Consider the following 22,652-nt stretch of genomic DNA (forward strand, 5'->3'; position numbering starts at 1 on the left):
TTATTCAATTTGCTTTCGCGGTGTCAAACAATGCCTTCGTTTCCGCCGGCATCACGGTTGTCAGCGGTTTGCCGCCCGGTTTCATGGGTTTTAAAAACCATTGTTCATACCAGCCCTGCGCTGCGCCGCTGCGCATGGATTCCTTGATAGAGGCGTTGACCAGGTCACCCATGGCGGCGTCCCCCTTGCGGTAGGCAATGGCAATAGGTTCTACCGACAGGCGTTCCGGCAGGATCAGGTAGTCGCCTGCATTGGGCAGGCTCGCCAATTGCGCGGCGAGCGCCACACCGTCGCGGGCGTACCCTGCCGCCCAGCCCAGTTGCAACTGTCCGAGGGCGGCATCCGCGTTGACTGCCTTGGCGTGTTGCCACTTCAATGAATGCTGCTGCGCGTAGAGATCCAGCGCGGGAACCACGGTGGTGCCGGCAATGCCCACAATGCTTTTGCCTTGCAGTTGGTCGAGCGCGCTGAGTTTGTCCTTGGTGCGCACCGCCACCTGGACGGCTTCGATAAAAATCGGTGTCGAGAAATCCATTCGCGTCCGGCGCTCCGGTGTGTCGGTTACGTTCTCGCACAGCAAATCGACACTGCCTTCAGACAGCAAGCGCGTGCGGGCGTCCACGTACGTTTCGATATACCGTACCGGCAGGTTCGGCTTGCCGGCAGCCTGGCGGAGCCGCTCGATGATGGGCTTGCAGAATTCGATGCTATAGCCCAGAGGATTTTCCGCCGTCTGGTGAAACGAGAAGGGCGCGGAGTTTGCGCGGTAGCCCACATTGATCTGCCCGCGGCTCTTGATTTTCTCCAGTGTGGCCTGCGCTTGAGCCCACTGCGGTACGGCAATCGCCGCTATAGCCAGGACGGCCGGGAAAAGCCGCAGCCAAAAAGAACGAAGCGGAAATGTTCTCATGCGAATCCCCCTGTTACTGGGTTTGATTCTTATGTAAAAGGCATTAATCCGCAAACAATGCGGGGGGATGGCTTTCCCGATACGACCTTGGTACTCACTGTGCCGTGGTGACCTGCAGGAATGAATGAAAAAGCCCCAGTTCCTTGCGAAACAGGGGCTTCAATTGGTGCCGGAGAGATGAATCGAACACCCGACCTTCTCATTACGAATGAGCTGCTCTACCGACTGAGCTACACCGGCTTTGTATGAAATACAGCCCGCGATTATAGCCCGGAGTGGTAGGAGGTCACCCGTTCGACCTCATTTTTGGAGCCGAGGATCACGCTGACGCGCTCATGCAGCTTGGTGGGCTGCAAGTCCAGGATGCGTTCCTTGCCGTTGGTGGCGGCGCCGCCGGCCTGCTCAATCAGCCAGCTCATGGGGTTGGCTTCGTACATCAGGCGCAGTTTTCCGGCTTTTTCGGGCTCGCGTTTGTCCCAGGGGTACATGAAGATGCCGCCGCGGCACAGGATGCGGTGCACGTCGGCCACCATGGCGGCGATCCAGCGCATGTTGAAGTCCTTGCCGCGCGGACCGTCTTTGCCGGCCAGCAGCTCGTCCACGTAGCGTTTGATCGGGGCATCCCAATGCCGCATGTTGCTCATGTTGATGGCGAACTCTTTGGTGTCGGGCGGAATCTGCACGTTTTCCTCGATCAGCACAAAGGAGCCCTGCTCACGGTCCAGCGTGAACATGGCGACGCCGTCGCCGACGGTCAGCACCAGCGTGGTCTGTGGGCCGTAGATGCAGTAGCCCGCCGCCACCTGCTTGTGGCCGGCCTGCAGGAAATCGCCTTCATCCACACCGCGGTCGCCCTCGGGCATTTTCAGTACGCTGAAGATGGTGCCAATGCTGACGTTGATGTCGATGTTGCTGGAGCCGTCGAGCGGGTCGAACAGCAGCAGATATTCACCCTGAGGGTAGCGATTCGGCACCACGTAAATGCCTTCCATTTCCTCGCTGGCCATGCCGGCCAGGTGGCCGCCCCACTCATTGGCCTCAATCAGCACTTCGTTGGCAATGATGTCCAGCTTTTTCTGGATCTCACCCTGCACGTTCTCGCTTTCGGCGCTGCCCATGCCGCTGCCGAGCGCACCCTTGTTGACGGCCTGGCTGATGCTCTTGCAGGCGCGGGCGACCACCTCGAGCAGCAGGCGAAGCTGTGAGGGAATGTGACCGTCGATGCGCTGCTGCTCGATCAGGTAGCGGGTCAGGGAGATTTTTTGGGACATTGTGGGCTCCGTTCGGTTGAGGGATAGTTCGTTCGGGCAGCGTATGGGCGGGCGCCTAGCCGGGCTCGCCTTGCTGTTCGCGTTCTTCAAATTCGGCGAGCGTGGCCAGGGCGTCGTCCAGCAGGTCCTCGTCGTCCTTCGCACGCGCAATGTCCACGCGTTGCTGGAAGAGGGCGCGCGCTTCGGCGGGCTGATCCGCTTCATGCGCCAGCACGCCTAGCTGGAACAAAGTGTCCAGCATGATGTCCGTGTCCTGCAAGGCCTGGCCCAGCGCCAGGCGTTGTTGCAGCCAGGCCTGCGCCTGCGCATGTTCGCCCAGTTCATAGGAATTTTGCGCCAGGTTGTTGATGAGGCCCGAGAGACGCTTGTCCGTGCCGGAGCCGAAGGCGCTTTGTGCATCGGCCAGCAGTTGCTGGTTGTGCGCCAGTGCCTCGGCGAAGCGGCCAGCTTCGTGCAGGGCATAGCCGATCTCCTCGCGAATGCCCAGCTTCTGCTCGGTGCTCAGCGTGGCGCCCTCGTGCGCGGCCCAGTGGGCCGACTGCTGAAGGTGCTCAACGGCGGTGTCGTACGCCTCGGCTTCCAGGGCCGACTCGCCGATGGCGTAATGCTGTTCGTAGCGCTCGGTGGGCGTGAGGCTGCCCTTGGCAGCGCGGATGGCCAGGGCGCGCAGGCCCAGGGGCAGGCCCTCGGCATCCAGCTGGCGTTTGCGGAACACCACGAACTGCAGCCACAGCAAATCAGCCATCTCGGCGGAGTCGGCGCCCAGGGCCTCAGCCAGGGGCTCCAGCGCGGCCAGGTCGGCTGACATGCGCGAACCACTGAACATGCCGCTGGCGTCGTACACCGTGTCGCGCAGCGGGTTGAACTTCTTCGCAAACCGCTGTGCGGGGGTAGTGAATGTGAAGAATGCCATGGCGGGTGCCGTCCGCGTTCAGTCGGCTAGTGCGCGAGAGACGACTTCGTGCGTGTCCTTGCTCAAATCGGTCTTGGCAGCGACTCGGGCAATTGCCTCGCGCGCGGCGCTGCGATAGGGCTCGGCCAGCTTGCTCCAGCGGTCCAGCGCGCGGGCCAGGCGGGCGGCGACCTGCGGGTTGATGGCGTCGAGCTCCATCACGCGGTCGCTCCAGAACACATAACCCGCGGCGTCCGCGCGGTGGAAGGCGGCCGGGTTGCCCTGGCAGTAGGTGCTGATGACGCTGCGCGCGCGGTTGGGGTTGCGCAGGCTGAAGTCGGTGTGCTTCATGAGCTGCTTGACCGCGGGCAGGATGTTGCCGCCGCGGTCAGGCGCGCCGGCCTGCAGGCCGAACCATTTGTCGATGACCAGGGCTTCGTCCTTGAACATGGCGTGGAACAGCGGCAACGCCTCGGCAGCCAGGGCGTGGCCGCTGGAGACCAGTGCTGCCAGCGCGTTGAAGCGGTCGGTCATGTTCCCGGCGTCCTTGAAGCGCTGCAGGGTTTTGCCCGGCCAGACGGTATCGCCGGAAGCCTGGGCCGCCAGGCACAGGTGGGTGAGCGCCATACCAGAGAGTGCGCGGCGACCGCTGGAGGCCGGATCGGGTGTGTAGGCGCCGGTATCGTGGTTGGCCTCGTACACGGCTTGCCAGTCGGCTGCCAGTGCCGTGGCCAGTTGCTGCCGCATGGCTTCGCGCACCGCATGAATGCGCTGCGGGTCCACCACGTCGAGCTGCTCGGCCAGGTAGGTCTCAGACGGCAGCGTCAGCACCAGTTCTTTAAAAGCGGAGTCCAGCGCGGGGTGGCGCAGCACCTGGCGCATCGCATCCAGATATGCATCGTCGAGCACCGCAGCCGGCACGGGGCCTGCGTCACCAGCTATTGATTTGATAGCGCGGTTGACGGCCAGGCGTTGCCCGGCTTCCCAGCGGTTGAAAGGGTCGCTGTCATGCGCCAGCAAATGCAGCAGCTGGGCGTCGGTGTAGTCAAACTCCAGCACCACCGGGGCGGTGAAGCCGCGCAGGATGGAGGGAACCGGCTCGGCATCGATGTTGACGAAGGTCAGCGTTTCGCTGGCCTGCGTCAGCACCACGGTGCGGGTGCGGGCAGGTGCCTGGCTCTCACCGGCCAGCTGCAGCGGCAAGTCCTGGCCATCTGCGCCCAGCAGGCCCAGGCCGACCGGTATGACAAACGGCTCCTTCACGGCTTGCCCTGCCGTGGGCATGCAGCTTTGCGACAAGGTCAGGGTGTAGGTGCGCGCCGCCGCGTCATAAGCACCCTGCGCGTGCACACGCGGCGTGCCGGCCTGGCTGTACCAGCGCTTGAACTGCGGCAAGAGGCGCGCCAGGTCCGACATCGGGTTGGCGTCGGCAATCGCCTGCGCGAAGTCGTCGCAGGTCACGGCGTGGCCGTCGTGGCGCTCAAAGTAAAGCGTCATGCCGCGGGCAAAGCCCTCACGGCCCACCAGGGTCTGCATCATGCGGACGACTTCAGCGCCCTTTTCATAAATGGTGACGGTGTAGAAGTTGCTGATCTCGACGTAGCTGTCGGGCCGCACTGGGTGGGCCATGGGGCCGGCGTCTTCGGGGAACTGGGCGGTGCGCAGCACGCGCACGTCTTCAATGCGCTTGACGGCGCGGGCCGAGGCCTCGCCGCACAGATCCTGGCTGAACTCCTGGTCGCGGAACACCGTCAGGCCTTCCTTCAGGCTGAGCTGGAACCAGTCGCGGCAGGTGACGCGGTTGCCCGTCCAGTTGTGGAAGTACTCGTGGCCGACCACGCTTTCAATATTGGAGAAATCAACGTCGGTGGCGGTGGCCTGGTTGGCCAGCACGTACTTGGTGTTGAAGATGTTCAGGCCCTTGTTTTCCATCGCGCCCATGTTGAAGTCGCTGGTGGCGACGATCATGAAGCGCTCCAGGTCCAGCGGCAGGCCGAAGCGGGCTTCGTCCCATGCCACCGAATGCATCAGCGATGTCATCGCGTGCTCGGTCTTGTCCAAGTCACCGGGGCGCACATAAACCTGCAGCACGTGCTCCTTGCCTGCGCGGGAGGTGACGCGCTGCTCGCGGGCCACCAGCTGGCCGGCCACCAGGGCAAAGAGGTAGCTCGGCTTTTTGTGCGGGTCTACCCACTTGGCGAAATGCCGCGCGCCGTTGGGGCCGGGCTCCAGCGGGCCCTGGCTGACCAGGTTTCCGTTGGACAGCAGCACCGGGTACTGCGCCTTGTCGGAGCGCAGGGTCACGGTATAGCTGGCCATCACGTCCGGGCGGTCCAGGAAGTAGGTGATGCGCCTGAAACCTTCGGCCTCGCACTGCGTGAAGAACGAGTTGTTGCTGACGTACAGGCCCATCAGCTTGGTGTTTTTGGCGGGGCAGGTGGTAGTGAAGATTTCCAGCTCAAAGGGCTCGGTGCCTTCTGGCAGGTTTTCCAGCACCAGCTGGTTGCCTTCCATCTTGAAGGAGGTGCCCTGGCCGTTCACCAGCACGCGCGAAAGATTGAGCTCTTCGCCGTCCAGCTTCAGGGCTTGTGCCGGCACGTCCGGGTTGCGGCGCAGGCTCATCTTGTTGAGCACGCGTGTTTTCTGCGGGTCCAGGTCAAAGCACAGGTCGACCGTATCGATCCAGTAGGCGGGCGCGACGTAGTCGGCGCGGTTGATGACCACCGCGGCGCCGGGGCTCGCTCCGTCAAGCATATGCAGCATGGTTAATTCCTGAAAATCAAAATTTCACAACTTCCCGAGCGCGTCGAAAGGCACGCGCTCACACGCCCTCACACACCCTGTTTGAGTGAGGCTTCAATAAACACGTCCAGGTCGCCGTCCAGCACTTTCTGCGTGGCCGAGACTTCCACATTGGTGCGCAGGTCCTTGATGCGGCTGTTGTCCAGCACATAGCTGCGGATCTGGTGGCCCCAACCCACGTCAGTTTTTGTGTCTTCGAGTTTTTGCTGCGCTTCCTGCTGCTTGCGCAATTCGAAGTCATACAGCCGTGAACGCAGGCGCTTCCAGGCCACGTCACGGTTGCTGTGCTGGCTGCGGCCGTCCTGGCACTGCACCACGATGCCGGTCGGAATGTGCGTCAGGCGCACGGCCGAGTCGGTCTTGTTGATGTGCTGGCCGCCGGCGCCGCTGGCGCGGAAGGTGTCGGTGCGCACGTCTGAAGGGTTGATCTCGATTTCAATCGAGTCATCGATCTCGGGGTAGACAAACACCGAAGCGAACGAGGTGTGGCGCCCGCCGGAGGAGTCGAACGGCGACTTGCGCACCAGACGGTGTACGCCGGTTTCGGTGCGCAGCAGGCCGAAAGCGTACTCGCCCTCGATCTTGATGGTCGCACCCTTGATGCCGGCCGTGTCGCCGGGCGATTCGTCTTCAACCGTGGTCTTGAAACCCTTGCGCTCCGCGTATTTGAGGTACTGGCGCAGCAGCATGCTGGCCCAGTCGCAGGCTTCGGTGCCGCCGGCGCCGGCCTGGATGTCGAGGAAGCAGGGCAGGGGGTCAGCCGGGTTGTTGAACATCCGGCGGAATTCCATCTTTTCGACTTCCGTAGCCACCTTGGCGGCTTCGCCTTCAATCGTCTGCATGCCGGCGTCGTCGCCTTCGGCCTTGGACATCTCGAAGAGTTCGGTGTTGTCGGCCAGCTCGGCGCTCAGGCGGTCGATCACATGGACCACGTCTTCCAGCGATTTCTTTTCCCTGCCGAGCTCCTGCGCGCGCTTGGGGTTGTCCCAGACCTTCGGGTCTTCCAGTGCGGCGTTGACTTCGTTCAGCTTACGTTCTTTGGCAGGGTAGTCAAAGATACCCCCGAAGTTCATTGACCCGGTTGCTGAGGTCCACGAGCTGGTTGCTGATGAGGTTGATGCGTTCTGCGTCCATGATTTTTCTGTCCTAAATGGTGGGAGCCGCATTGGGCGGCGTAACCCGACATTTTCTCATGATGCAGGGCCTTTCAGGCCAAGAACCCCTCAATCAGTGTTGCCAGCTGTTCCGGCTGGTCGTGGTGCAGCATGTGGCCGGCATCCTGGATCACCGCGACCTGCGCCTGGCGGACCTGTTTGAGCCGTTCGTGGTACTCGGCCAGGGTGTATTTTTCCTTCCACCACAGGGCCAGGGAGTCGTCGGATGCTTCGACGGCCAGCACCGGAGCACTGATGCAGCGGTAGACCTCGAGGGCCTCGTCGACGCGGTAGAGCTGCGCGCTGGTGATCTTGTGGGCAGCTTCTCCCAGAATCTCCCATTTGCCTTCGGCATTTGGCCGGGACCAATGGCTGGCCAGCCAGGCGGCCTTGTCGGCGGACAGGCGCGGGTTGGTTCTCATCAGGCGGCGTGCCACACCGGCCACGTCGGCATAGGCTTTGAGTTCCAGCTCGCCCCGATGCAGGCTTTTGAGTTCGTCTATCCACTTGGCATAACGCCCCGGCGCCTGCTCGGCTTTGCTGGACGGCAGGCCAAAGCCTTCCAGGTTGACCAGCCTGCGGATGCGCGCCGGCCGCACGCCTGCGTACAGCATGGCGACATTGCCGCCCATGCTGTGGCCTACCAAATCAACGGGTTTGTCGCCCGCGTAATGGTCAAGCAGAAAGTCCAGGTCTGCCAGGTAATCGGGAAACCAATAATTGTCGGCAGGGTTGCCTGCGGGGCCGGAACCAGTCAACCCGAAACCGCGCCAGTCGGGCGCGATGATGGTCCGGCCTTGCACGAAGGCGTCCGACAGTGCGTCAACCATGAACTGGTAAGAGGCTGCCACATCCATCCAGCCGTGCACCAGAACCAGCGGCGGCAATGCCGGGTTCGCGCCTGCCGCGCTTTCCCAGAGCCACACGTGGTAACTCAAGCCACGTATAGGGACAAACTCGCTGCGTGATGATCGTTTTTCTTTGTACATTGGTTCCCATGATAAAGAGACACGAGTTGACGCGCAGTCAAAACAGGGACAAGCCGGCCGGTCCCAAATCCCCCGCCGTCGGGCAAGCCGACCAGTACGCGGCGCTTCATTCCGGCTTCCGCTGGCAGGTCGACGAGCACTTCAACATCGCCGAAGTATGTTGCACCCGCTGGGCCAGGGGTGAAGGTGCAACGGCGGGTGCTACTAAAAGAATAGCTGTTCGCGCTCACCAGCCGGGCGCTGCAGCCGTTTCTTATACCTATTCGGAACTGAAGGGCGCTGCCGATGCCTTGAGCCATGTACTGGCCGGCCTGGGCGTTCAGCGCGGCGACCGCGTCGCCATCGTGATGCCGCAACGTTTTGAAACCGCTGTGGCTTACATGGCGGTCTTCCAGATGGGGGCGGTCGCCATGCCGCTGTCCATGCTGTTCGGCCCTGATGCGCTCGAATACCGCCTGCAAGACAGCGATGCGGTGCTGGCCATTTGCGACGAAAGTTCGATTGACAGCCTGAATGCCATCCGCGGCAACTGCCCGGCGTTGCGCACGGTGGTGGCAGCAGGTACGGCGCAGGGCAAGGGTGACGTGGACTACGAAACTGCGTTGGCGACACATAGGAGCGCCTTCACCGCCGCCAAGACCAAGGCCGACGAAGGCGCGATCCTGATCTACACCAGCGGCACCACCGGCCCGCCCAAGGGTGCGCTGCTGCCGCATCGCGCCTTGATCGGCAACCTGCCCGGCTTCATCTGCAGCCAGAACTGGTTTGGCTTTGACGGCAAAACAAATAAAAAGTCCGATGCGGTTTTCTGGTCACCCGCAGACTGGGCGTGGACTGGCGGGTTGATGGACGCCTTGCTGCCCAGCCTCTACTTCGGCCGGCCCATCGTTGCCTTCAACGGCCGCTTCAGCCCCGAACTGGCCTTCAGCCTGATGGCGGAACAGGGCGTCACGCACACCTTTCTGTTCCCGACGGCCCTCAAGGCCATGATGAAGGCCTACCCACGGCCCAGGCAGCACTTCAAGCTGAAACTGCAGGCCATGATGAGTGCGGGCGAAGCCGTGGGCGATGCGGTGTTTGCGTACTGCAAGGATCAGCTCGGCGTCACCGTCAATGAAATGTTCGGGCAGACCGAAATCAACTACGTCGTTGGCAACTGCAGCCGCTTCTGGTCTGCCCGGCCGGGCAGCATGGGCAAAGGCTACCCGGGCCACCGTGTGGCGGTGATTGACGACGAAGGCAATGAATGCGCGGTGGGCGTGCCGGGCGATGTGTCGGTCAACCGCTACGACATCCACGGCGACCCGGACCCGATTTTCTTTTTGGGCTACTGGAAGAAAGAGGAGTCCACCCGCGGCAAGTTCACCGGCGACTGGTGCCGCACAGGCGACCTGGCAAGGCGCGATGCCGATGGCTACCTCTGGTACGAAGGCCGCGCAGACGACGTCTTCAAGGCCGCCGGCTACCGCATCGGCCCCGGCGAAATCGAGAACTGCCTGGTCAAGCACGCAGCCGTCGCCAACGCCGCCGTGGTGCCCAAGCCCGACCGCGAGCGCGGTGCAGTCGTCAAGGCGTATGTCGTACTTGCTCCTGATTTGATAGCTGCTCGCGCAAGCCACCAGGGCGGTACAGCCCGATTTGATGATGAATTGACGCTGCAGCTGCAAGCCCACGTCAAGACCATGCTCGCGCCTTACGAATATCCGAAGGAGATTGAGTTCATTGATGCGCTGCCCATGACTACGACTGGCAAGGTGCAAAGGCGCGTGCTGCGCCTGCAGGAAGAAGAGCGTTTCAAAGCATCAAAAACGTAGTAGCGAACCGCCATAAAAAAAGCACCCCGCAGGGTGCTTTTTTCCTTCCAGTAGGGGCCGGGATCTGGCTCTGCCAGTCCCAAGGCGCCTGTCCCCTGCAAGGGGAGAGGAGGCTACACGAAGTGAGCCTCAACAGGGGTGTGCCAATCAGCGGGCTGCGACTTGTTCAGCCACGTAGATTTCAACGCGGCGGTTCTTGTCACGGCCCTGCTGTGAGTTGTTGTCTGCCACCGGTTCGCGCGAACCGCGCCCGTCCGTCACGATGCGGGTGCGTGCCACGCCGCGGCTGACCAGGTAGTCGCGGGCCGAATCGGCACGGTCAATGGACAGCGGATTGTTGATGGCGTCAGAACCGGTGTTGTCGGTGTGGCCGATGATGGTCACTGTCGTTACCGGGTTCTGGTTCAGGCTGGTGGCGAACTGGTTCAGGATGGGGGCGAAGTTCGGCTTGATGGCGGAACGGCCCACGTCAAAAGAAACGTCGCTGGGGATGTCGAGCTTCAGGCGGTTGTCAGTGGTCTGGCTGACGGCCACACCGGTGCCGACGGTCGCTTTTTCCATGGCGGCTTTCTGGTCCTGCATTTTCTTGGACCAGATATAACCGCCGCCGGCACCCACGGCACCGCCCAGAACGGCACCGGTGGCTGCGCCCTTGGAGCCGCCAGTTGCCGCACCCAGCACGGCACCTGCAACAGCGCCAATGCCGGCGCCCTTGGCGGTGCCCTGCTGTGTTTCGCTCATGTTGGCGCAGCCGGAGAGGGTCAATGCAGCCAGCGCCGCGCAGGTAATGGATGTGATGGTCAGTTTGTTCATGAAATGTTCCTCGGAAAGTTAATGTCGTTAATCTAGGTATCGGAGTGAAGGAGAACGGTTGTCGGTCTTACTTCAATCAGCAGCGCATTAAAGCGCGGGTGTGTGAATACTAGGCATGCAAAAAGTGAGCAGTTGTAAGACAAGGGCGCGATATAGGCGCGCCTGCACGCCGTTTACGGAGACCTTAAACTAGCCGTTTTGTCAATTCCGTGAATTCCGTCACAGCGTTTTTGCTGTCGTACGGCCTCTTCAATCTCACATGTGACTCCTCCATGAATAAAGTTCAACTCGGCTCCAGCGACCTTCACGTGACCCCCATTTGCCTGGGTACCATGACATTCGGCGAGCAGGTGGATGAGCCCACGTCTCATGCCATCCTGGACCGCTCACTGGAGCGCGGCGTCAACTTTCTCGACACCGCCGAAATGTATTCGGTGCCGGCGCGCGCCGAAACCTGCGGTTCGACCGAAACCATCATCGGCAACTGGTTTGCCAAAAATCCTTCAGCACGCAACAAGCTGGTGCTTGCTACCAAGGTCGCCGGACCTTCGCGCGGCATGCCCTGGGTGCGTGAAGGCAGCGGCATGACGGCCCAGGACATTCTGGCTTCGTGCGATGCCAGCCTGAAGCGGCTGAAGACCGATGTCATCGACCTCTACCAGATTCACTGGCCTGAACGCCACGTGCCGGCGTTTGGCGCGCTGTATTACAACCCTGCGCAAGAGCGCTCTGCCACGTCGATCCATGAGCAGCTCGAGGCACTCGGTGCTTTGGTGAAAGCCGGGAAGGTGCGTTTTATCGGGCTTTCCAACGAAACCCCGTATGGCGTGCACGAGTTTGTGCGCCTGGCCGAGCAGCACGGTTTGCCGCGTGTGGCCACCGTGCAGAACCCATACTGCCTCGTCAACCGCACGGTGGAAAACGGCCTGGACGAAACCATGCACCGCCTGGGTGTCTCGCTGCTGGCTTATTCGCCCTTGGGCTTCGGTTTGCTCACAGGCAAATACGACCAGTCGGGCACTGAAGGCCCGGCCGCGCCCAAGGATGCGCGTATCGCCAAATTCGAGTCGGTGCGCAAACAACGCTGGGGTCGCCCCGAGGCACTGGCCGCCGCCCGGCGCTACAACGCGCTGGCGCGTGACAACAAGCTGACCCCGACCCAGCTGGCGCTGGCGTTCTGCTACACCAAGTGGCATGTGGCCAGCACCATCATCGGCGTGACGACGGTCGCGCAACTGGACGAAGACCTGGATGCCTGGGGCACCAAGTTGACCGCTGAAGTTCTGGCTGAGATCGACAAAATCCGATGGGAAACGCGCGACCCAGCCTTGTAAGCTGCGGTCTGCTGCGCACGTCGCGTCATGGCAAAAAAAGATCACGTCAGCGAGACACCGGCTACTGCCTTGCTAAAGGTCAGCAAGGTACCCTTCACCGAGCACCCCTATGAGTACCTGGAACACGGCGGGGCGCAGCACAGCGCCGAGGTGCTGGGCTTTGACCCATTCACCGTCGTCAAAACGCTGGTCATGCAGGACCAGGACGCCAAGCCGCTTTTGGTATTGATGCATGGCAACCGCAAGGTTTCCACCAAGAACCTGGCACGGCAGATCGGCGCCAAGTCGGTCGAACCGTGCAAGCCCGAAGTCGCCAACCGCCACAGCGGCTACCTGGTCGGCGGCACATCGCCTTTCGGCACGCGCAGGGCGATGCCGGTGTATATCGAGGAAAGCATCCTGGCCCTGCCCAAAATCGCCATCAACGGCGGGCGGCGGGGCTACCTGATTGGTATTGACCCGCAGGTTTGTGTCACCTTGCTGGGTGCAAAATCAGTCAACTGCGCCTTAGAACCTGTTTAATGTCTTTTTGGAGATCGCATTGGCGTGCAATCGGGATGAGTGGATGCTTCGGATGCGCCGCATGGGCTGGAGCCCATGCAAGCTGCCGGGGCGTCCAATCGCCCGATTTCACGCCAACCCTTCGGGCAAGTGCCTTTTCGGGCGATCTGCGGCGTTGCGGCGCTTGCCCATAGCTGGGCTATGGGCTGCACACCGCGCCTTGCATCCCATCCCGAAAAGGTACTTGTGCGACTCCAAAAAGACATTAAACAGGTTCTCAGTATGGACAACGCAACGGGCCACGGCTGAAATGCCGGTGGCCACCACATAACAAGGGAGATGAATTTGGACTACGTGTATTCAGCCGGCGCGACTTTGCTGGCTTACCTGATCGGCTCGCTGTCGTTTGCTGTCATCGTCAGCCGGGTGATGGGTTTGAGTGACCCCCGCAGCTACGGCAGCAAGAACCCCGGCGCCACCAACGTGCTGCGTTCCGGCAGCAAGGCCGCGGCGGCAATCACGTTACTGCTGGACGGCCTCAAGGGTTGGGTGCCGGTGGTGCTTGTCAAATGGTTTGGCGGTGACTATGGCCTCGGCGAAGGCACGATGGCCGCCGTCGGGCTGGCGGCTTTCCTGGGGCACCTGTATCCGGTGTTTTTTCAGTTCAAGGGCGGCAAGGGTGTCGCGACGGCGGCCGGGGTGTTGCTGGGCGTCAGCTGGGTGTTGGGTGTTGCCACGCTGGCAACCTGGGTGATCGTCGCCTTCTTTTCGCGCTATTCCTCACTGGCATCACTGGTGGCGGCCGTTTTTTCGCCGCTGTATTACCTGTTTGGCGACCGGGCCGCCTGGTATGTCGACAAGAACCTGCTGGCCATGATGGTCGTTGTCAGTGCGCTCCTGATCTATCGCCACCGCGAGAACATCAACAAGCTGATCAAGGGAACGGAGTCGAAGCTGGGTGGTTCAAAACAGGCCACCAAATAGCCCGGCCGGCAACGCACCGCGAAGGGCTAATAACGCTTGTCCAGCGTCATGAGGTTGTTGTCGCGCTTCATCTGAAAGCGCGATAAAAAACTGTTGCCCAGCAGCAGAAAAGGCATCGGTTGCGGTATGACGACCGCATCCACGTCAAAGACCTCCACGTCACCCACACGTACCGAATTGAGCTTGACCCGGTAGCCTTGCGTGGTGCCGTTGGCTGTGGACATGCGCACAGGCTGCCCGTCTTTGTAGTTAATGCCAGAGCGCTCCGCATCCGACGCGCTCATGGCAATGCTGGTCGCACCGGTGTCAACCATGAACTGCACGGCTTTTCCGTTGATTTGCCCGGCCGTCATGAAATGACCGCCGCCGCTTTCAGTGATGGTGATACGGGTGCCCCGTCCTGCTGAGGCGGTGCTGCCGCCGGAGTTCACCGGCGCATCGCCCACCCGCAGTGTGTGCCGCTTGCCGGACTGCTCGATGACTGCCTGGTCGCTGGTGGTGGAAATAATCTTTACGCCCTGGTGTGTTTCACCGGGCGCGACGCTCTTGGGTGAACTGCCGTTGACCACCAGCAGGGCTTTGGTGCCCATCATGCCGGCCAGTGCTACCGACTGGCCTTCGTTCTGCGCCCGGGCGGCACCGTGCAGCAGCAAAGTCGCGGACAGCAAAAATGCTGCTTGGGTGAGGGCAGGCAGAAGTTTCATGGCAGGCTTAATCCCGGCGGTTGTCAAAACTAAGCGGAAAGTCCTTCATCTCCGACAGGATCAGCGCCATTGCGGCCTGCAGGTCGTCGCGCTTGGCGCCCGTGACGCGGACTTTTTCTTCCTGGATGGCGGCCTGCACCTTGAGTTTGCTGGCCTTGATGGCGGCCTGGATCTTCTTGGCGGTTTCGGTGTCGATGCCGTTGCGGACCTTGTTGGTCTGCTTGACCTTGTCGCCGCCGATTTTCTCGATCTTGCCGGTGTCCAGAAAGCGCACATCAACGCCTGCCTTGGCGAGCTTGGAGCGCAGGATGTCATTGATCTGGTCGATCTGGAAGTCGCCGTCGCCGACGAGGATGATGTCCTTGTCCTTCAGCTCGATGGACGCCGAGGTGCCCTTGAAGTCAAAGCGATTGCCGACTTCCTTGGAGGTGTTTTCCACGGCGTTTTTGACCTTGACCAGATCGGCTTCAAGAACGGTGTCGAAAGAGGGCATGGTGCAAGTCTTTTTTTCGGGGGTTGGAGTGAGACAATCACCCGGATGTTAGTCGAGAAAAACGTTCCACTCCAGCATTCCAACACCTTTGGCATCGTCGCCAAGGCGCTCAGCCTGGTGCGGGTGACAAAGGAGGCCGATATTGCCGCGTCTTTGCAAGACCCGGCCCTGAAGGCCTCCCCCAAGTTTGTGCTGGGCGGTGGAAGCAATATCGTGCTGACCGGCGACGTAAAACCGCTGGTGCTCAAGGTCGAAATCATGGGCAAACGGCTGCTCAGGGAAGACGCCAAGGCCTGGGTCATCGAGGCGGGCGCCGGTGAAAACTGGCACGACCTCGTCACCTGGACGCTGCAAAACGGCTACCCGGGCCTGGAAAACCTGGCATTAATTCCCGGAACGGTCGGTGCCTCACCGGTGCAGAACATCGGCGCCTATGGCGTGGAGCTGCAAGACCGCTTTGAGTCGCTCGACGCCATCGACTTGACGACAGGCCAGTCATTTACCCTCAATGCCGCGCAATGCGCGTTCGGCTACCGTGATTCGGTGTTCAAGCACAGCAGTTCGGCGCCGGAGTCGGCTACCCATGGTTTTGGGCTGGAAGGCAAGGCGTTCATCACGCGGGTGCGCTTTTCCCTTCCCAAGGCATGGAAGCCGGTGCTGGGCTATGCCGACATCGACAAAAAAATGGCGCAATCCGGCATCCAGACGCCCGACGCGCAGCAAATTTACGACTGGATCTGCGAAATCCGCAAAGCCAAGCTGCCTGATCCGCAGGTGATCGGCAACGCCGGCAGCTTTTTCAAGAACCCGACCGTCTCACCCGAACAGTGTGCCGACATCATCCAGAGGGAGCCCAAAATCGTTCATTACCACCTCGCCGATGGCACGGTCAAGCTGGCCGCCGGATGGCTCATTGACGCCTGCGGCTGGAAGGGCAAGACCATCGGCAATGCCGGTGTCTATGAAAAACAGGCGCTCGTGCTGGTCAACCGCGGCGGCACGGCCGACCCGGTCACGGGCGGCGAGGTCATGACGCTGGCCAAGGCCATCCAGACCAGTGTGTACGAACGCTTTGGCATCCTGCTGGAGCCTGAACCGGTGGTGGTCTGATGGCGACCGCCGCAAAGGTCTACACCGGGCCAGACATTGCGCTCTGGCGCCGCTTGGTGCTGCGCCACGCGCGGCAGCTTTCGGTCGTGCTGACCGTCCTCTGGGTGGTGCTGATGATGGCCGGCGAGGCCGGCTGGCGCAAACCGACGGGGCTGGCAACCGGATTATTCGGGCTGGTCGCCGCCATGGTGGTGCTGGCCGTGTGGGCCACGCGTGAACGCGAACGCCTGGTGCGCGAGGCGCCGCTGCCGCAGTTCCTCAAGCGCAAGCTGCGCGATACCTATCCGCACCTGAGCGCCAAAGACACCGAACTGGTCGAGCGCGGGCTGCGGCAATTCTTCCTGGCCTGCGTGCGCAGCAAGGGCAAGTTTGTGGCCATGCCGTCACGCGTGGTCGACAGCATGTGGCACGAATTCATTCTGCACACGCGCGCCTACCGTGAGTGGTGTGACTTGGTGCTGGGCCGTTTCATGGACCATGTGCCAGCCGAAGCGCTGGGCCGCCGCGCTTCCAGCAACGACGGCCTGCGGCGCGCCTGGTACTGGGCCTGCCGCGACGAGGCCATCAAGCCGCGCTCGCCCAGCCGCCTGCCGCTGCTCTTTGCCCTGGACGCGAAGCTGGCGATTCCCAATGGCTTTCATTACCTGCCCGACTGCAGCCAGCCTCAGCGTGACGACGGAGCAGGCGGCTCGGGAGACGCTTATTGCGGCGAAAGCTTTTCCGACGGCAGCTACAGCGGCGATGCGGATGGGTTTGGCGGCTCCGAAGGCACTAGCTCCGGTGACGGCGACGGAGGCAGTGATGGCGGTAGCGACGGTGGTGGATGCGGCGGAGGTTGCGGCGGAGGTGGCGACTAGCGCGTGGCCGAGGAACGAAAGGCCAATGAAAAAAAGCCGCCCGAAGGCGGTTTTTTGACGTTTGCTATGTTTTTAATAGCTGCTCGCGCTTGTTAGACGGTGGCTTCGAGCACTTTTGATACCAAAAATGAGGGTTTTGGAGCCTTCAGAGCAGCTTTTAAAGCTTGCGAGTGCCCTTTGCCCCTGTAGCGGTTGTCCAAGGGCCAAAAAAGAGAGATTTATTTAACACAAGGTTTTTCCGCGTTAAAAATTATTCAAATATTTAACATGAAGAGACGGTTGTGTTGACACACCTACCAAATCCAGAGCTAGGCAAGGCGGTGTACTTCATCAACAAGCCCTTGGTGAAGCTGCTCATGGAGGCGGAGGCCCCACAGGCGTAAGCCTGAGGCCGCGGGATATAGTCACTGCCGATAAGCGTGGACCCACGCCTAGCAATGTTTCCAATAACAAACTCATCATATTTGGCAAGGTAGGCTGCGTCTCAATAGACGCTCCACACGCTGCTACAGGACCCAGGGACACATGGACCACACAACACATAACAAGATTGTTTCTTTCATTTGGTCAATTGCTGACGACTGCCTGCGTGACGTGTTTGTGCGCGGCAAGTATCGAGATGTCATTTTGCCGATGTTCGTACTGCGACGATTGGACTGCCTCCTGGAGTCCACAAAAGAGTTTGTTCTGGCAGAAGTCAAATTTCAGCGGGATGACGCCAAAATGGCTGATCTCGACCCACACGGCTTGCGTGATGCTTCTGGCTACGTTTTCTACAACACGTCCAAGTTCACGCTGAAAAGCCTGTTGGGCAACCCGTCCCAGCTGGAAGCTAACCTCAAGAATTACCTTGATGGCTTTTCGGACAATGTCAAAGAGATCATCGATAAGTTTGACCTGCGTAACCAGATTCGCAAGATGGCGCAGTCGGACGTGCTGCATGACGTGATCGAGAAGTTCGTGTCTGAGGAAATCAACCTCAGCCCAGATGACCGCAAAGGGCCAGATGGTCGAACGCAGCCGGGGCTGTCCAACCTTGGCATGGGCTATGTATTTGAAGAACTGATCCGCAAGTTCAACGAAGAAAACAACGAAGAGGCCGGGGAGCACTTCACGCCGCGTGAGGTTATTAACCTCATGACCAATCTGGTGTTCATCCCCGTAAAGGATCAACTGCCCAATCCGCTCACGATCTATGACCCAGCCTGCGGTAGCGGCGGCATGTTGACCGAATCTCAGGACTTCGTGACCGATGTGGAAGGCGAGATCAAAGCCAAGGTGGGTGTGTTCTTGTACGGCAAAGAGATCAACCCCGAAACTTACGCCATCTGCAAATCCGACATGATGATTAAGGGCAACGATCCCGAGAACATCAAGTTTGGTTCGACGTTGGCGACCAACGACTTTTCAGGCATACGTTTCGACTTCATGTTGAGCAATCCGCCTTATGGCAAATCCTGGAAGGGCGATCAGAAAGGCATCATCGAAGGCAAAGAGGTACTTGACCATCGCTTCGAGGTGCAACTGACGGACTACACCGGCGAGTCACATGATTTTTATGCTGCCATTCCGCGCTCATCAGACGGCCAGTTGCTGTTTCTGATGGAAATGGTGGACAAGATGAAGCGGCGCTCAGATTTGAGCGACAAGAACGCCACGCGGTTTTCTGGCTCACGCATTGCTTCCGTTCACAACGGTTCTGCCTTGTTTACTGGCGATGCAGGCAGCGGCGAAAGCAACGTCCGCCGCCATATTCTTGAGTGCGACTACCTCGAAGCCATCATCCAGTTGCCGAACAACCTGTTCTACAACACCGGCATCACCACCTATGTATGGCTGCTGTCAAACCACAAAGCGAAAAAAAGGCAAGGCAAGGTGCAGCTGATCGACGCGTCCAACCTGTACCAGAAGCTGCGCAAAAACCTTGGCGAAAAGAATTGCGAATTCACGGCCGAACACATCCAGCAAATCACCCAGCTCTATCTGAGCCTCGCCGATGAAGGCGTATCGAAAGTGTTCGACAACCGGGACTTTGGCTATTACAAGGTCACGGTAGAGCGACCCTTGCGTCTGGCCGCGCAATTCAGCGCTGAGCGCATTGCCACACTGCGCTTCACACCGGGCATGCAGGAGATCATGGAATGGGTCTATGGCAAGTACGGCGACGAGGTTTATACCGACCTCAAATCTCACGCCGAAGCTATCGAGAACCATATTGAGCGCGAAGAAATCACCTTGTCGCCCAAGAACCGCAAAGAGCTACTGGCGCAGACCACGTGGCAGGCCCAAGGTGACATCATGCTGGCTGCACAGCAGATCGCTGCCAAGGTTGGACAGAACGAACATCTGGATTTCAACGTGTTTGAAACCATGGTGGACGAAACTTGCACTGCCTTGAAGTTGAAGCTCTCCACCTCTGAGCGCAAGCAGGTTTTGAACGCAGTGAGCTGGCGCGACCCGCGGGCTGCCAAAGTTATCAAGGAGCATCACAAGCTGAGCGGTCCCAAACTCAAGGACCTGCTCTCTGAATTGCAGACCACAGCAGAACGGCTCGGCGACTACGGCTATTGGCCCGGTGCCAAAACTGGTGAATACATCGAATACGAGCCTGACAGCGAGTTGCGTGACACCGAAAACGTACCCCTGGCCAAAAGCAAGACTCCTTCGGCCTCCAGCGTCATCCATGAATACTTCATCCGAGAGGTGCGCCCGCACGTCGACGAGGCTTGGATTGCACTCGATAAGACGGTGATCGGCTACGAGATCAGCTTCAACAAATACTTCTATCAGCACAAGCCATTGCGCAGCCTCCAAGAAGTGACGGCGGAAATCCTGGCTCTGGAAGCTGAAACTGATGGTTTGTTGAAACAACTGGTTAGCTTTGTATCGGGAGCCAGGTGATGCAAGAGATTCAAGCTAAGACCCGTAGCGTTCGGGAACTGCTCAGCGATATCAAATACGGCATCGACTACTACCAGCGCGAATACAAATGGCAGAAGAAGCAGATGGAGGAACTGGTCACGGATCTGACGAGCGCTTTCCTGGAGGAATACCAGCCAACGCATGAACGCAAAGACGTTGCCGGTTATGGCCACTATTTTTTGGGCTCTATTGTCATAAGCCAGTCTGAGGACAAGAAGCAGATTGTTGACGGCCAACAGCGTCTCACTAGCTTAACGCTTTTACTTATCTATCTGCACAACATTCAAAAGGGAAAGACAAGCATCGTCGCTGTTGAGAAGATGATTTTCTCGGATGAGTATGGCGAAAAATCTTTCAATCTCGATATCCCTGAACGCAACGAGTGCATGAACGCGCTCTTTGACTCAGAGGGTGTTGGGTATGACACATCAGGCCAAGCTGAGTCAATGCAAAACCTAATGGATCGGTATGGCGATATTGGTGAGGCCTTTCCGGCCGAGATCGTAGACACGCCTGCCCTGCCGTACTTTGTGGATTGGCTGCGCAACAAAACACAGCTTGTCGAGATCAGCGCCTACGCGGATGCCGATGCGTACACCATCTTCGAGACCATGAATGACCGTGGCCTCTCCTTGAGCAATACTGACATGCTCAAGGGCTACCTGCTTGCCAGCATCACCGATGCGATAAAGCGGGCCGAGGCCAACAAGGAAATCAAGCAATGGCTTCTGACCTTTGCCAAGCGGGATAACGACCGCGACACGAAGGAAACCGAGGCTGATTTCTTTAAGGCATGGCTGCGCGCCAAGTACGCTGGCGACATCCGCGAGCGGAAGAAAGGTGCCAAACCCGAAGACTTTGACTTGATCGGAACGGAATACCACCGCTGGGTGCGTACCAATCACGAGTTAGTTGGACTAAATGTTAGCGAAGACTTCAACCGCTGGGTGCGACAAGACCTGCGCTTCTTTGCCCGTGTGTACCTGGACTTACTGGAAGCCAGCGAGAGTTTGAAGCCGGGGCTTGAATCCGTTCGCTTCAATGCCGACCACGGTTTCACTCAACAGTTTCAGGTGCTGCTGGCAACGCTGCTCCCCACTGATGACGAAGCCACGGTCAAGGCCAAGCTGCGCCTTACAGCTGACTATCTGGACTGCTGGTTGAATCGCCGCCTTTGGAATTTCAAGTCCATCGACTATTCCACCTTGCAGTACGCTACCTTTCTGCTGACCAAAGAACTGCGCAACCTGTCGCTGGAGGCATTGCGTGAGAAGCTTATTGCACGGCTCACCAGTGATGAAAAGGAATTTCCGCTTGGGGATCAGCCGTCGCTGATTAACTGGAATGCCAAGAGCCTGCACCGCCAGTTGGCCCGGTTCACTCACTGGATTGAAGAACAAAGTGGTCAGCCGGGGCGCTACCTTGAATACATCGTGCGCTCAGGTAAAAACGCTTACGAAATTGAACACCTTTGGGCCAACCATTTTGAGCGCCATGCAGATGAATTCGCCCATGCGCAAGAATTCGCCAGCTACCGCAACCGCATCGCCGGCCTTGTCCTGCTGCCCAAAAAGATCAATGCCAGCCTGAACGACAAGACCTTTGCGGACAAGGTGGCGCACTACCAGAAGGAAAACCTGTTGGCTCGTTCGCTGCATAGCGCCTGCTATCAGCACAACCCAGGCTTCTTGCAGCTGATGGCACGCACCGGTTTGCCCTTCAAATCCTTTGAAGAATTCAAGAAAGCAAGCTTTGAAGAACGCTATGCCGCTTACCAAGGCATCGCCAAGCGGTTGTGGTCATTGAGCCGCTTGCAGGAGGCCGCTGATGCAACGGCATGAAAAATACAAGCCCAGCGGAGCAAAATGGATTGGGGATGTGCCAGCCCATTGGGATGTGCGCCCTGGATTTACGTGCTTTGAAGAAAACAAAGACCGGAACAAAAAACTCACTGAAAAGACGGTCCTATCTTTGAGTTACGGGAGAATCGTTGTCAAGCCGGAAGAGAAGATGACGGGGCTGGTCCCTGAATCATTTGATACTTACCAGCTCATCAAACCCGGCGATATTGTCATTCGCACGACCGACTTGCAGAATGACCAAACAAGCCTGCGCGTAGGCTTGGCGCATGATGGGGGGATGATTACCTCAGCTTACCTTGGTCTCCGATGCAAGCCTGCAGTTAGCCCAGCTTACATGTTCCGCGTACTGGAGAGCTACGACGCTCTCAAGGTCTTTTATGGCATGGGATCGGGCTTGCGTCAGAACATGGATTTTGGGGATTTCAAACGCTTACTGATACCTATTCCTCCCAAAGAGGAGCAGGGTCGCATCGTCACTTTTCTCGACCAAAAAACTGCCGAAATCAACAATGCTATCGGGAAGAAGGCGGCATTAATTGGTCTTATTCAAGAGCAAAAGACTATATTGATTAACCAAGCAGTTACGCAAGGAATTAATGCATCCGCTCCTAGACGTGACAGCGGTGTGCCTTGGCTTGACCCCATACCAGCCCATTGGAAGGTCATACCGAATCGCTACGTTTTCCGAGAACAGAATCAGCGATCCTTGAAAGGTGAGGAAATTCACTTATCAATGAGCCAACGATATGGTTTAGTACCTGCCAAGGAATTGGATATTCAAACCCTCCAGTCAGAGTCTTATGACGGCGCAAAACTTTGCCGCGAGGGCGACTTGGTACAAAACCGACTGAAAGCTCATTTGGCAGTATTTGGGGTGGCACCTTGCGATGGATTAGTCAGTCCTGACTATTCTGTGTTCAGGCTCCGAGATCAAACGAATCAACCCATCTTCTTTGAACGCCTCTTCAAGGCACCCGGTTATCTTGCTGAGTTCAATCGCAGGGTTCGTGGCATCGTCGTTGGATTCTTGCGTCTCTACTCTGAAGACTTCAACGCAATACCAGCAATTGTTCCGCCTGCAGACGAGCAGGCGGACATTGTGAAATTCATCAATCGAGTTAACGAAGATTTCGCGACGATGCAAGGCAAAATAGAAACGGAAATTTCTGCCTTGAAGGAAATGAGGAGTGCACTGATCGCAGAATCAGTTACCGGGAAGATAAAAATCTAAGGGAGTTCC

The 22,652-nt window shown here is 59.0% G+C and carries 18 protein-coding genes and 1 tRNA gene; 9 read left to right on the forward strand and 10 right to left on the reverse strand.

The features are described 5' to 3' along the window. Nucleotides 1-4: 4 nt before the first annotated feature. The 7 genes from ACXJKE_RS07080 to ACXJKE_RS07110 all read right to left on the reverse strand — a co-directional run bounded on the left by ACXJKE_RS07080 (nt 5) and on the right by ACXJKE_RS07110 (nt 8,018). Complete coding sequence (locus ACXJKE_RS07080; protein WP_457279886.1) at nt 5-910, reverse strand: amino acid ABC transporter substrate-binding protein; 906 nt, start codon at nt 908-910, stop codon at nt 5-7. Between the two features lie 164 nt (nt 911-1,074). After that, nucleotides 1,075-1,150 (reverse strand) — tRNA-Thr (locus ACXJKE_RS07085). 23 nt (nt 1,151-1,173) lie between these two features. Next, complete coding sequence (locus tag ACXJKE_RS07090) at nt 1,174-2,181, reverse strand: class 1 fructose-bisphosphatase (RefSeq protein ID WP_457279887.1); 1,008 nt, start codon at nt 2,179-2,181, stop codon at nt 1,174-1,176. Nucleotides 2,182-2,236: 55 nt separating this feature from the next. Further along, nucleotides 2,237-3,094, reverse strand: coding sequence for a tetratricopeptide repeat protein (locus ACXJKE_RS07095; RefSeq protein ID WP_457279888.1), 858 nt, complete (start codon nt 3,092-3,094; stop codon nt 2,237-2,239). Nucleotides 3,095-3,112: 18 nt separating this feature from the next. Next, a complete protein-coding gene (pepN, locus tag ACXJKE_RS07100) occupies nt 3,113-5,836 on the reverse strand; it encodes an aminopeptidase N (protein ID WP_457279889.1) in 2,724 nt (907 codons plus the stop codon). 68 nt (nt 5,837-5,904) lie between these two features. After that, nucleotides 5,905-7,009, reverse strand: a protein-coding gene (prfB, locus tag ACXJKE_RS07105) for a peptide chain release factor 2 (protein ID WP_457279890.1) whose coding sequence is annotated in 2 segments (ribosomal slippage) — nt 5,905-6,927 and nt 6,929-7,009 — 1,104 coding nt in all. Because the reading frame shifts where the segments join, the coding sequence is not laid out codon by codon here. A gap of 73 nt (nt 7,010-7,082) precedes the next feature. Continuing rightward, complete coding sequence (locus tag ACXJKE_RS07110) at nt 7,083-8,018, reverse strand: alpha/beta fold hydrolase (RefSeq protein WP_457279891.1); 936 nt, start codon at nt 8,016-8,018, stop codon at nt 7,083-7,085. 8 nt (nt 8,019-8,026) lie between these two features. On the opposite strand from ACXJKE_RS07110, the gene ACXJKE_RS07115 reads away from it, so the two are divergent. Next, nucleotides 8,027-9,832, forward strand: coding sequence for an acyl-CoA synthetase (locus tag ACXJKE_RS07115; RefSeq protein WP_457279892.1), 1,806 nt, complete (start codon nt 8,027-8,029; stop codon nt 9,830-9,832). A gap of 147 nt (nt 9,833-9,979) precedes the next feature. Here the strand turns inward: ACXJKE_RS07115 and ACXJKE_RS07120 are convergent, their stop codons facing one another. Beyond that, the gene (locus ACXJKE_RS07120) at nt 9,980-10,645 is read right to left on the reverse strand and encodes an OmpA family protein (RefSeq protein ID WP_457279893.1); all 666 of its coding nucleotides are present in this window, start codon (nt 10,643-10,645) and stop codon (nt 9,980-9,982) included. A gap of 272 nt (nt 10,646-10,917) precedes the next feature. Between ACXJKE_RS07120 and ACXJKE_RS07125 the strand changes: the two genes are divergently transcribed. From ACXJKE_RS07125 to plsY, 3 genes are all read left to right on the forward strand, one after another. Next, nucleotides 10,918-11,979: an aldo/keto reductase gene (locus ACXJKE_RS07125; RefSeq protein ID WP_457279894.1), complete on the forward strand. Its 1,062-nt coding sequence runs from the start codon at nt 10,918-10,920 to the stop codon at nt 11,977-11,979. 27 nt (nt 11,980-12,006) lie between these two features. Continuing rightward, entirely contained in the window at nt 12,007-12,501 is a 495-nt protein-coding gene (locus tag ACXJKE_RS07130) for an aminoacyl-tRNA deacylase (protein ID WP_457279895.1), read from the forward strand. Nucleotides 12,502-12,825: 324 nt separating this feature from the next. Beyond that, nucleotides 12,826-13,464, forward strand: coding sequence for a glycerol-3-phosphate 1-O-acyltransferase PlsY (gene plsY, locus ACXJKE_RS07135; RefSeq protein WP_457280957.1), 639 nt, complete (start codon nt 12,826-12,828; stop codon nt 13,462-13,464). A 26-nt stretch (nt 13,465-13,490) separates the two neighbouring features. Here plsY and ACXJKE_RS07140 read toward each other — a convergent pair whose 3' ends face one another. Both ACXJKE_RS07140 and ACXJKE_RS07145 read right to left on the reverse strand, forming a co-directional pair. Then, nucleotides 13,491-14,168 (reverse strand): retropepsin-like aspartic protease family protein, encoded by a 678-nt coding sequence (locus ACXJKE_RS07140; RefSeq protein WP_457279896.1) that lies wholly within the window; start codon nt 14,166-14,168, stop codon nt 13,491-13,493. Nucleotides 14,169-14,175: 7 nt separating this feature from the next. Next, complete coding sequence (locus ACXJKE_RS07145; RefSeq protein ID WP_348050062.1) at nt 14,176-14,661, reverse strand: YajQ family cyclic di-GMP-binding protein; 486 nt, start codon at nt 14,659-14,661, stop codon at nt 14,176-14,178. Nucleotides 14,662-14,706: 45 nt separating this feature from the next. Between ACXJKE_RS07145 and murB the strand changes: the two genes are divergently transcribed. The 5 genes from murB (at nt 14,707) to ACXJKE_RS07170 (ending at nt 22,643) form a co-directional block, all read left to right on the forward strand. Next, the gene (gene murB, locus ACXJKE_RS07150) at nt 14,707-15,771 is read left to right on the forward strand and encodes a UDP-N-acetylmuramate dehydrogenase (RefSeq protein ID WP_457279897.1); all 1,065 of its coding nucleotides are present in this window, start codon (nt 14,707-14,709) and stop codon (nt 15,769-15,771) included. After that, nucleotides 15,771-16,628, forward strand: a complete 858-nt coding sequence (locus ACXJKE_RS07155; protein WP_457279898.1) for a glycine-rich domain-containing protein — start codon at nt 15,771-15,773, stop codon at nt 16,626-16,628. The genes murB and ACXJKE_RS07155 overlap by 1 nt, the downstream gene beginning before the upstream one ends. 525 nt (nt 16,629-17,153) lie before the next feature. Then, entirely contained in the window at nt 17,154-19,529 is a 2,376-nt protein-coding gene (locus ACXJKE_RS07160) for a type I restriction-modification system subunit M (RefSeq protein ID WP_457279899.1), read from the forward strand. Then, a complete protein-coding gene (locus tag ACXJKE_RS07165; protein ID WP_457279900.1) occupies nt 19,529-21,391 on the forward strand; it encodes a DUF262 domain-containing protein in 1,863 nt (620 codons plus the stop codon). Before ACXJKE_RS07160 ends, ACXJKE_RS07165 begins: the two co-directional genes overlap by 1 nt. Continuing rightward, nucleotides 21,378-22,643 (forward strand): restriction endonuclease subunit S, encoded by a 1,266-nt coding sequence (locus ACXJKE_RS07170; RefSeq protein ID WP_457279901.1) that lies wholly within the window; start codon nt 21,378-21,380, stop codon nt 22,641-22,643. Before ACXJKE_RS07165 ends, ACXJKE_RS07170 begins: the two co-directional genes overlap by 14 nt. Nucleotides 22,644-22,652 lie beyond the last annotated feature (9 nt).

The sequence above is a fragment of the Polaromonas sp. P5_D5 genome (assembly GCF_054049435.1).

What these genes read in the sequence shown, in the direction of transcription:
- ACXJKE_RS07170 (WP_457279901.1), top strand. Translation starts at nt 21,378, where the DNA reads ATGCAACGGCATGAAAAATACAAGCCCAGCGGAGCAAAATGGATTGGG.
- ACXJKE_RS07115 (WP_457279892.1), top strand. Translation starts at nt 8,027, where the DNA reads ATGATAAAGAGACACGAGTTGACGCGCAGTCAAAACAGGGACAAGCCG.
- ACXJKE_RS07165 (WP_457279900.1), top strand. Translation starts at nt 19,529, where the DNA reads ATGCAAGAGATTCAAGCTAAGACCCGTAGCGTTCGGGAACTGCTCAGC.
- ACXJKE_RS07140 (WP_457279896.1), bottom strand. Translation starts at nt 14,168, where the DNA reads ATGAAACTTCTGCCTGCCCTCACCCAAGCAGCATTTTTGCTGTCCGCG.
- ACXJKE_RS07120 (WP_457279893.1), bottom strand. Translation starts at nt 10,645, where the DNA reads ATGAACAAACTGACCATCACATCCATTACCTGCGCGGCGCTGGCTGCA.
- ACXJKE_RS07155 (WP_457279898.1), top strand. Translation starts at nt 15,771, where the DNA reads ATGGCGACCGCCGCAAAGGTCTACACCGGGCCAGACATTGCGCTCTGG.
- ACXJKE_RS07080 (WP_457279886.1), bottom strand. Translation starts at nt 910, where the DNA reads ATGAGAACATTTCCGCTTCGTTCTTTTTGGCTGCGGCTTTTCCCGGCC.
- murB (WP_457279897.1), top strand. Translation starts at nt 14,707, where the DNA reads ATGTTAGTCGAGAAAAACGTTCCACTCCAGCATTCCAACACCTTTGGC.
- ACXJKE_RS07110 (WP_457279891.1), bottom strand. Translation starts at nt 8,018, where the DNA reads ATGTACAAAGAAAAACGATCATCACGCAGCGAGTTTGTCCCTATACGT.
- ACXJKE_RS07145 (WP_348050062.1), bottom strand. Translation starts at nt 14,661, where the DNA reads ATGCCCTCTTTCGACACCGTTCTTGAAGCCGATCTGGTCAAGGTCAAA.
- ACXJKE_RS07160 (WP_457279899.1), top strand. Translation starts at nt 17,154, where the DNA reads ATGGACCACACAACACATAACAAGATTGTTTCTTTCATTTGGTCAATT.
- pepN (WP_457279889.1), bottom strand. Translation starts at nt 5,836, where the DNA reads ATGCTGCATATGCTTGACGGAGCGAGCCCCGGCGCCGCGGTGGTCATC.
- ACXJKE_RS07090 (WP_457279887.1), bottom strand. Translation starts at nt 2,181, where the DNA reads ATGTCCCAAAAAATCTCCCTGACCCGCTACCTGATCGAGCAGCAGCGC.
- ACXJKE_RS07095 (WP_457279888.1), bottom strand. Translation starts at nt 3,094, where the DNA reads ATGGCATTCTTCACATTCACTACCCCCGCACAGCGGTTTGCGAAGAAG.
- ACXJKE_RS07125 (WP_457279894.1), top strand. Translation starts at nt 10,918, where the DNA reads ATGAATAAAGTTCAACTCGGCTCCAGCGACCTTCACGTGACCCCCATT.
- ACXJKE_RS07130 (WP_457279895.1), top strand. Translation starts at nt 12,007, where the DNA reads ATGGCAAAAAAAGATCACGTCAGCGAGACACCGGCTACTGCCTTGCTA.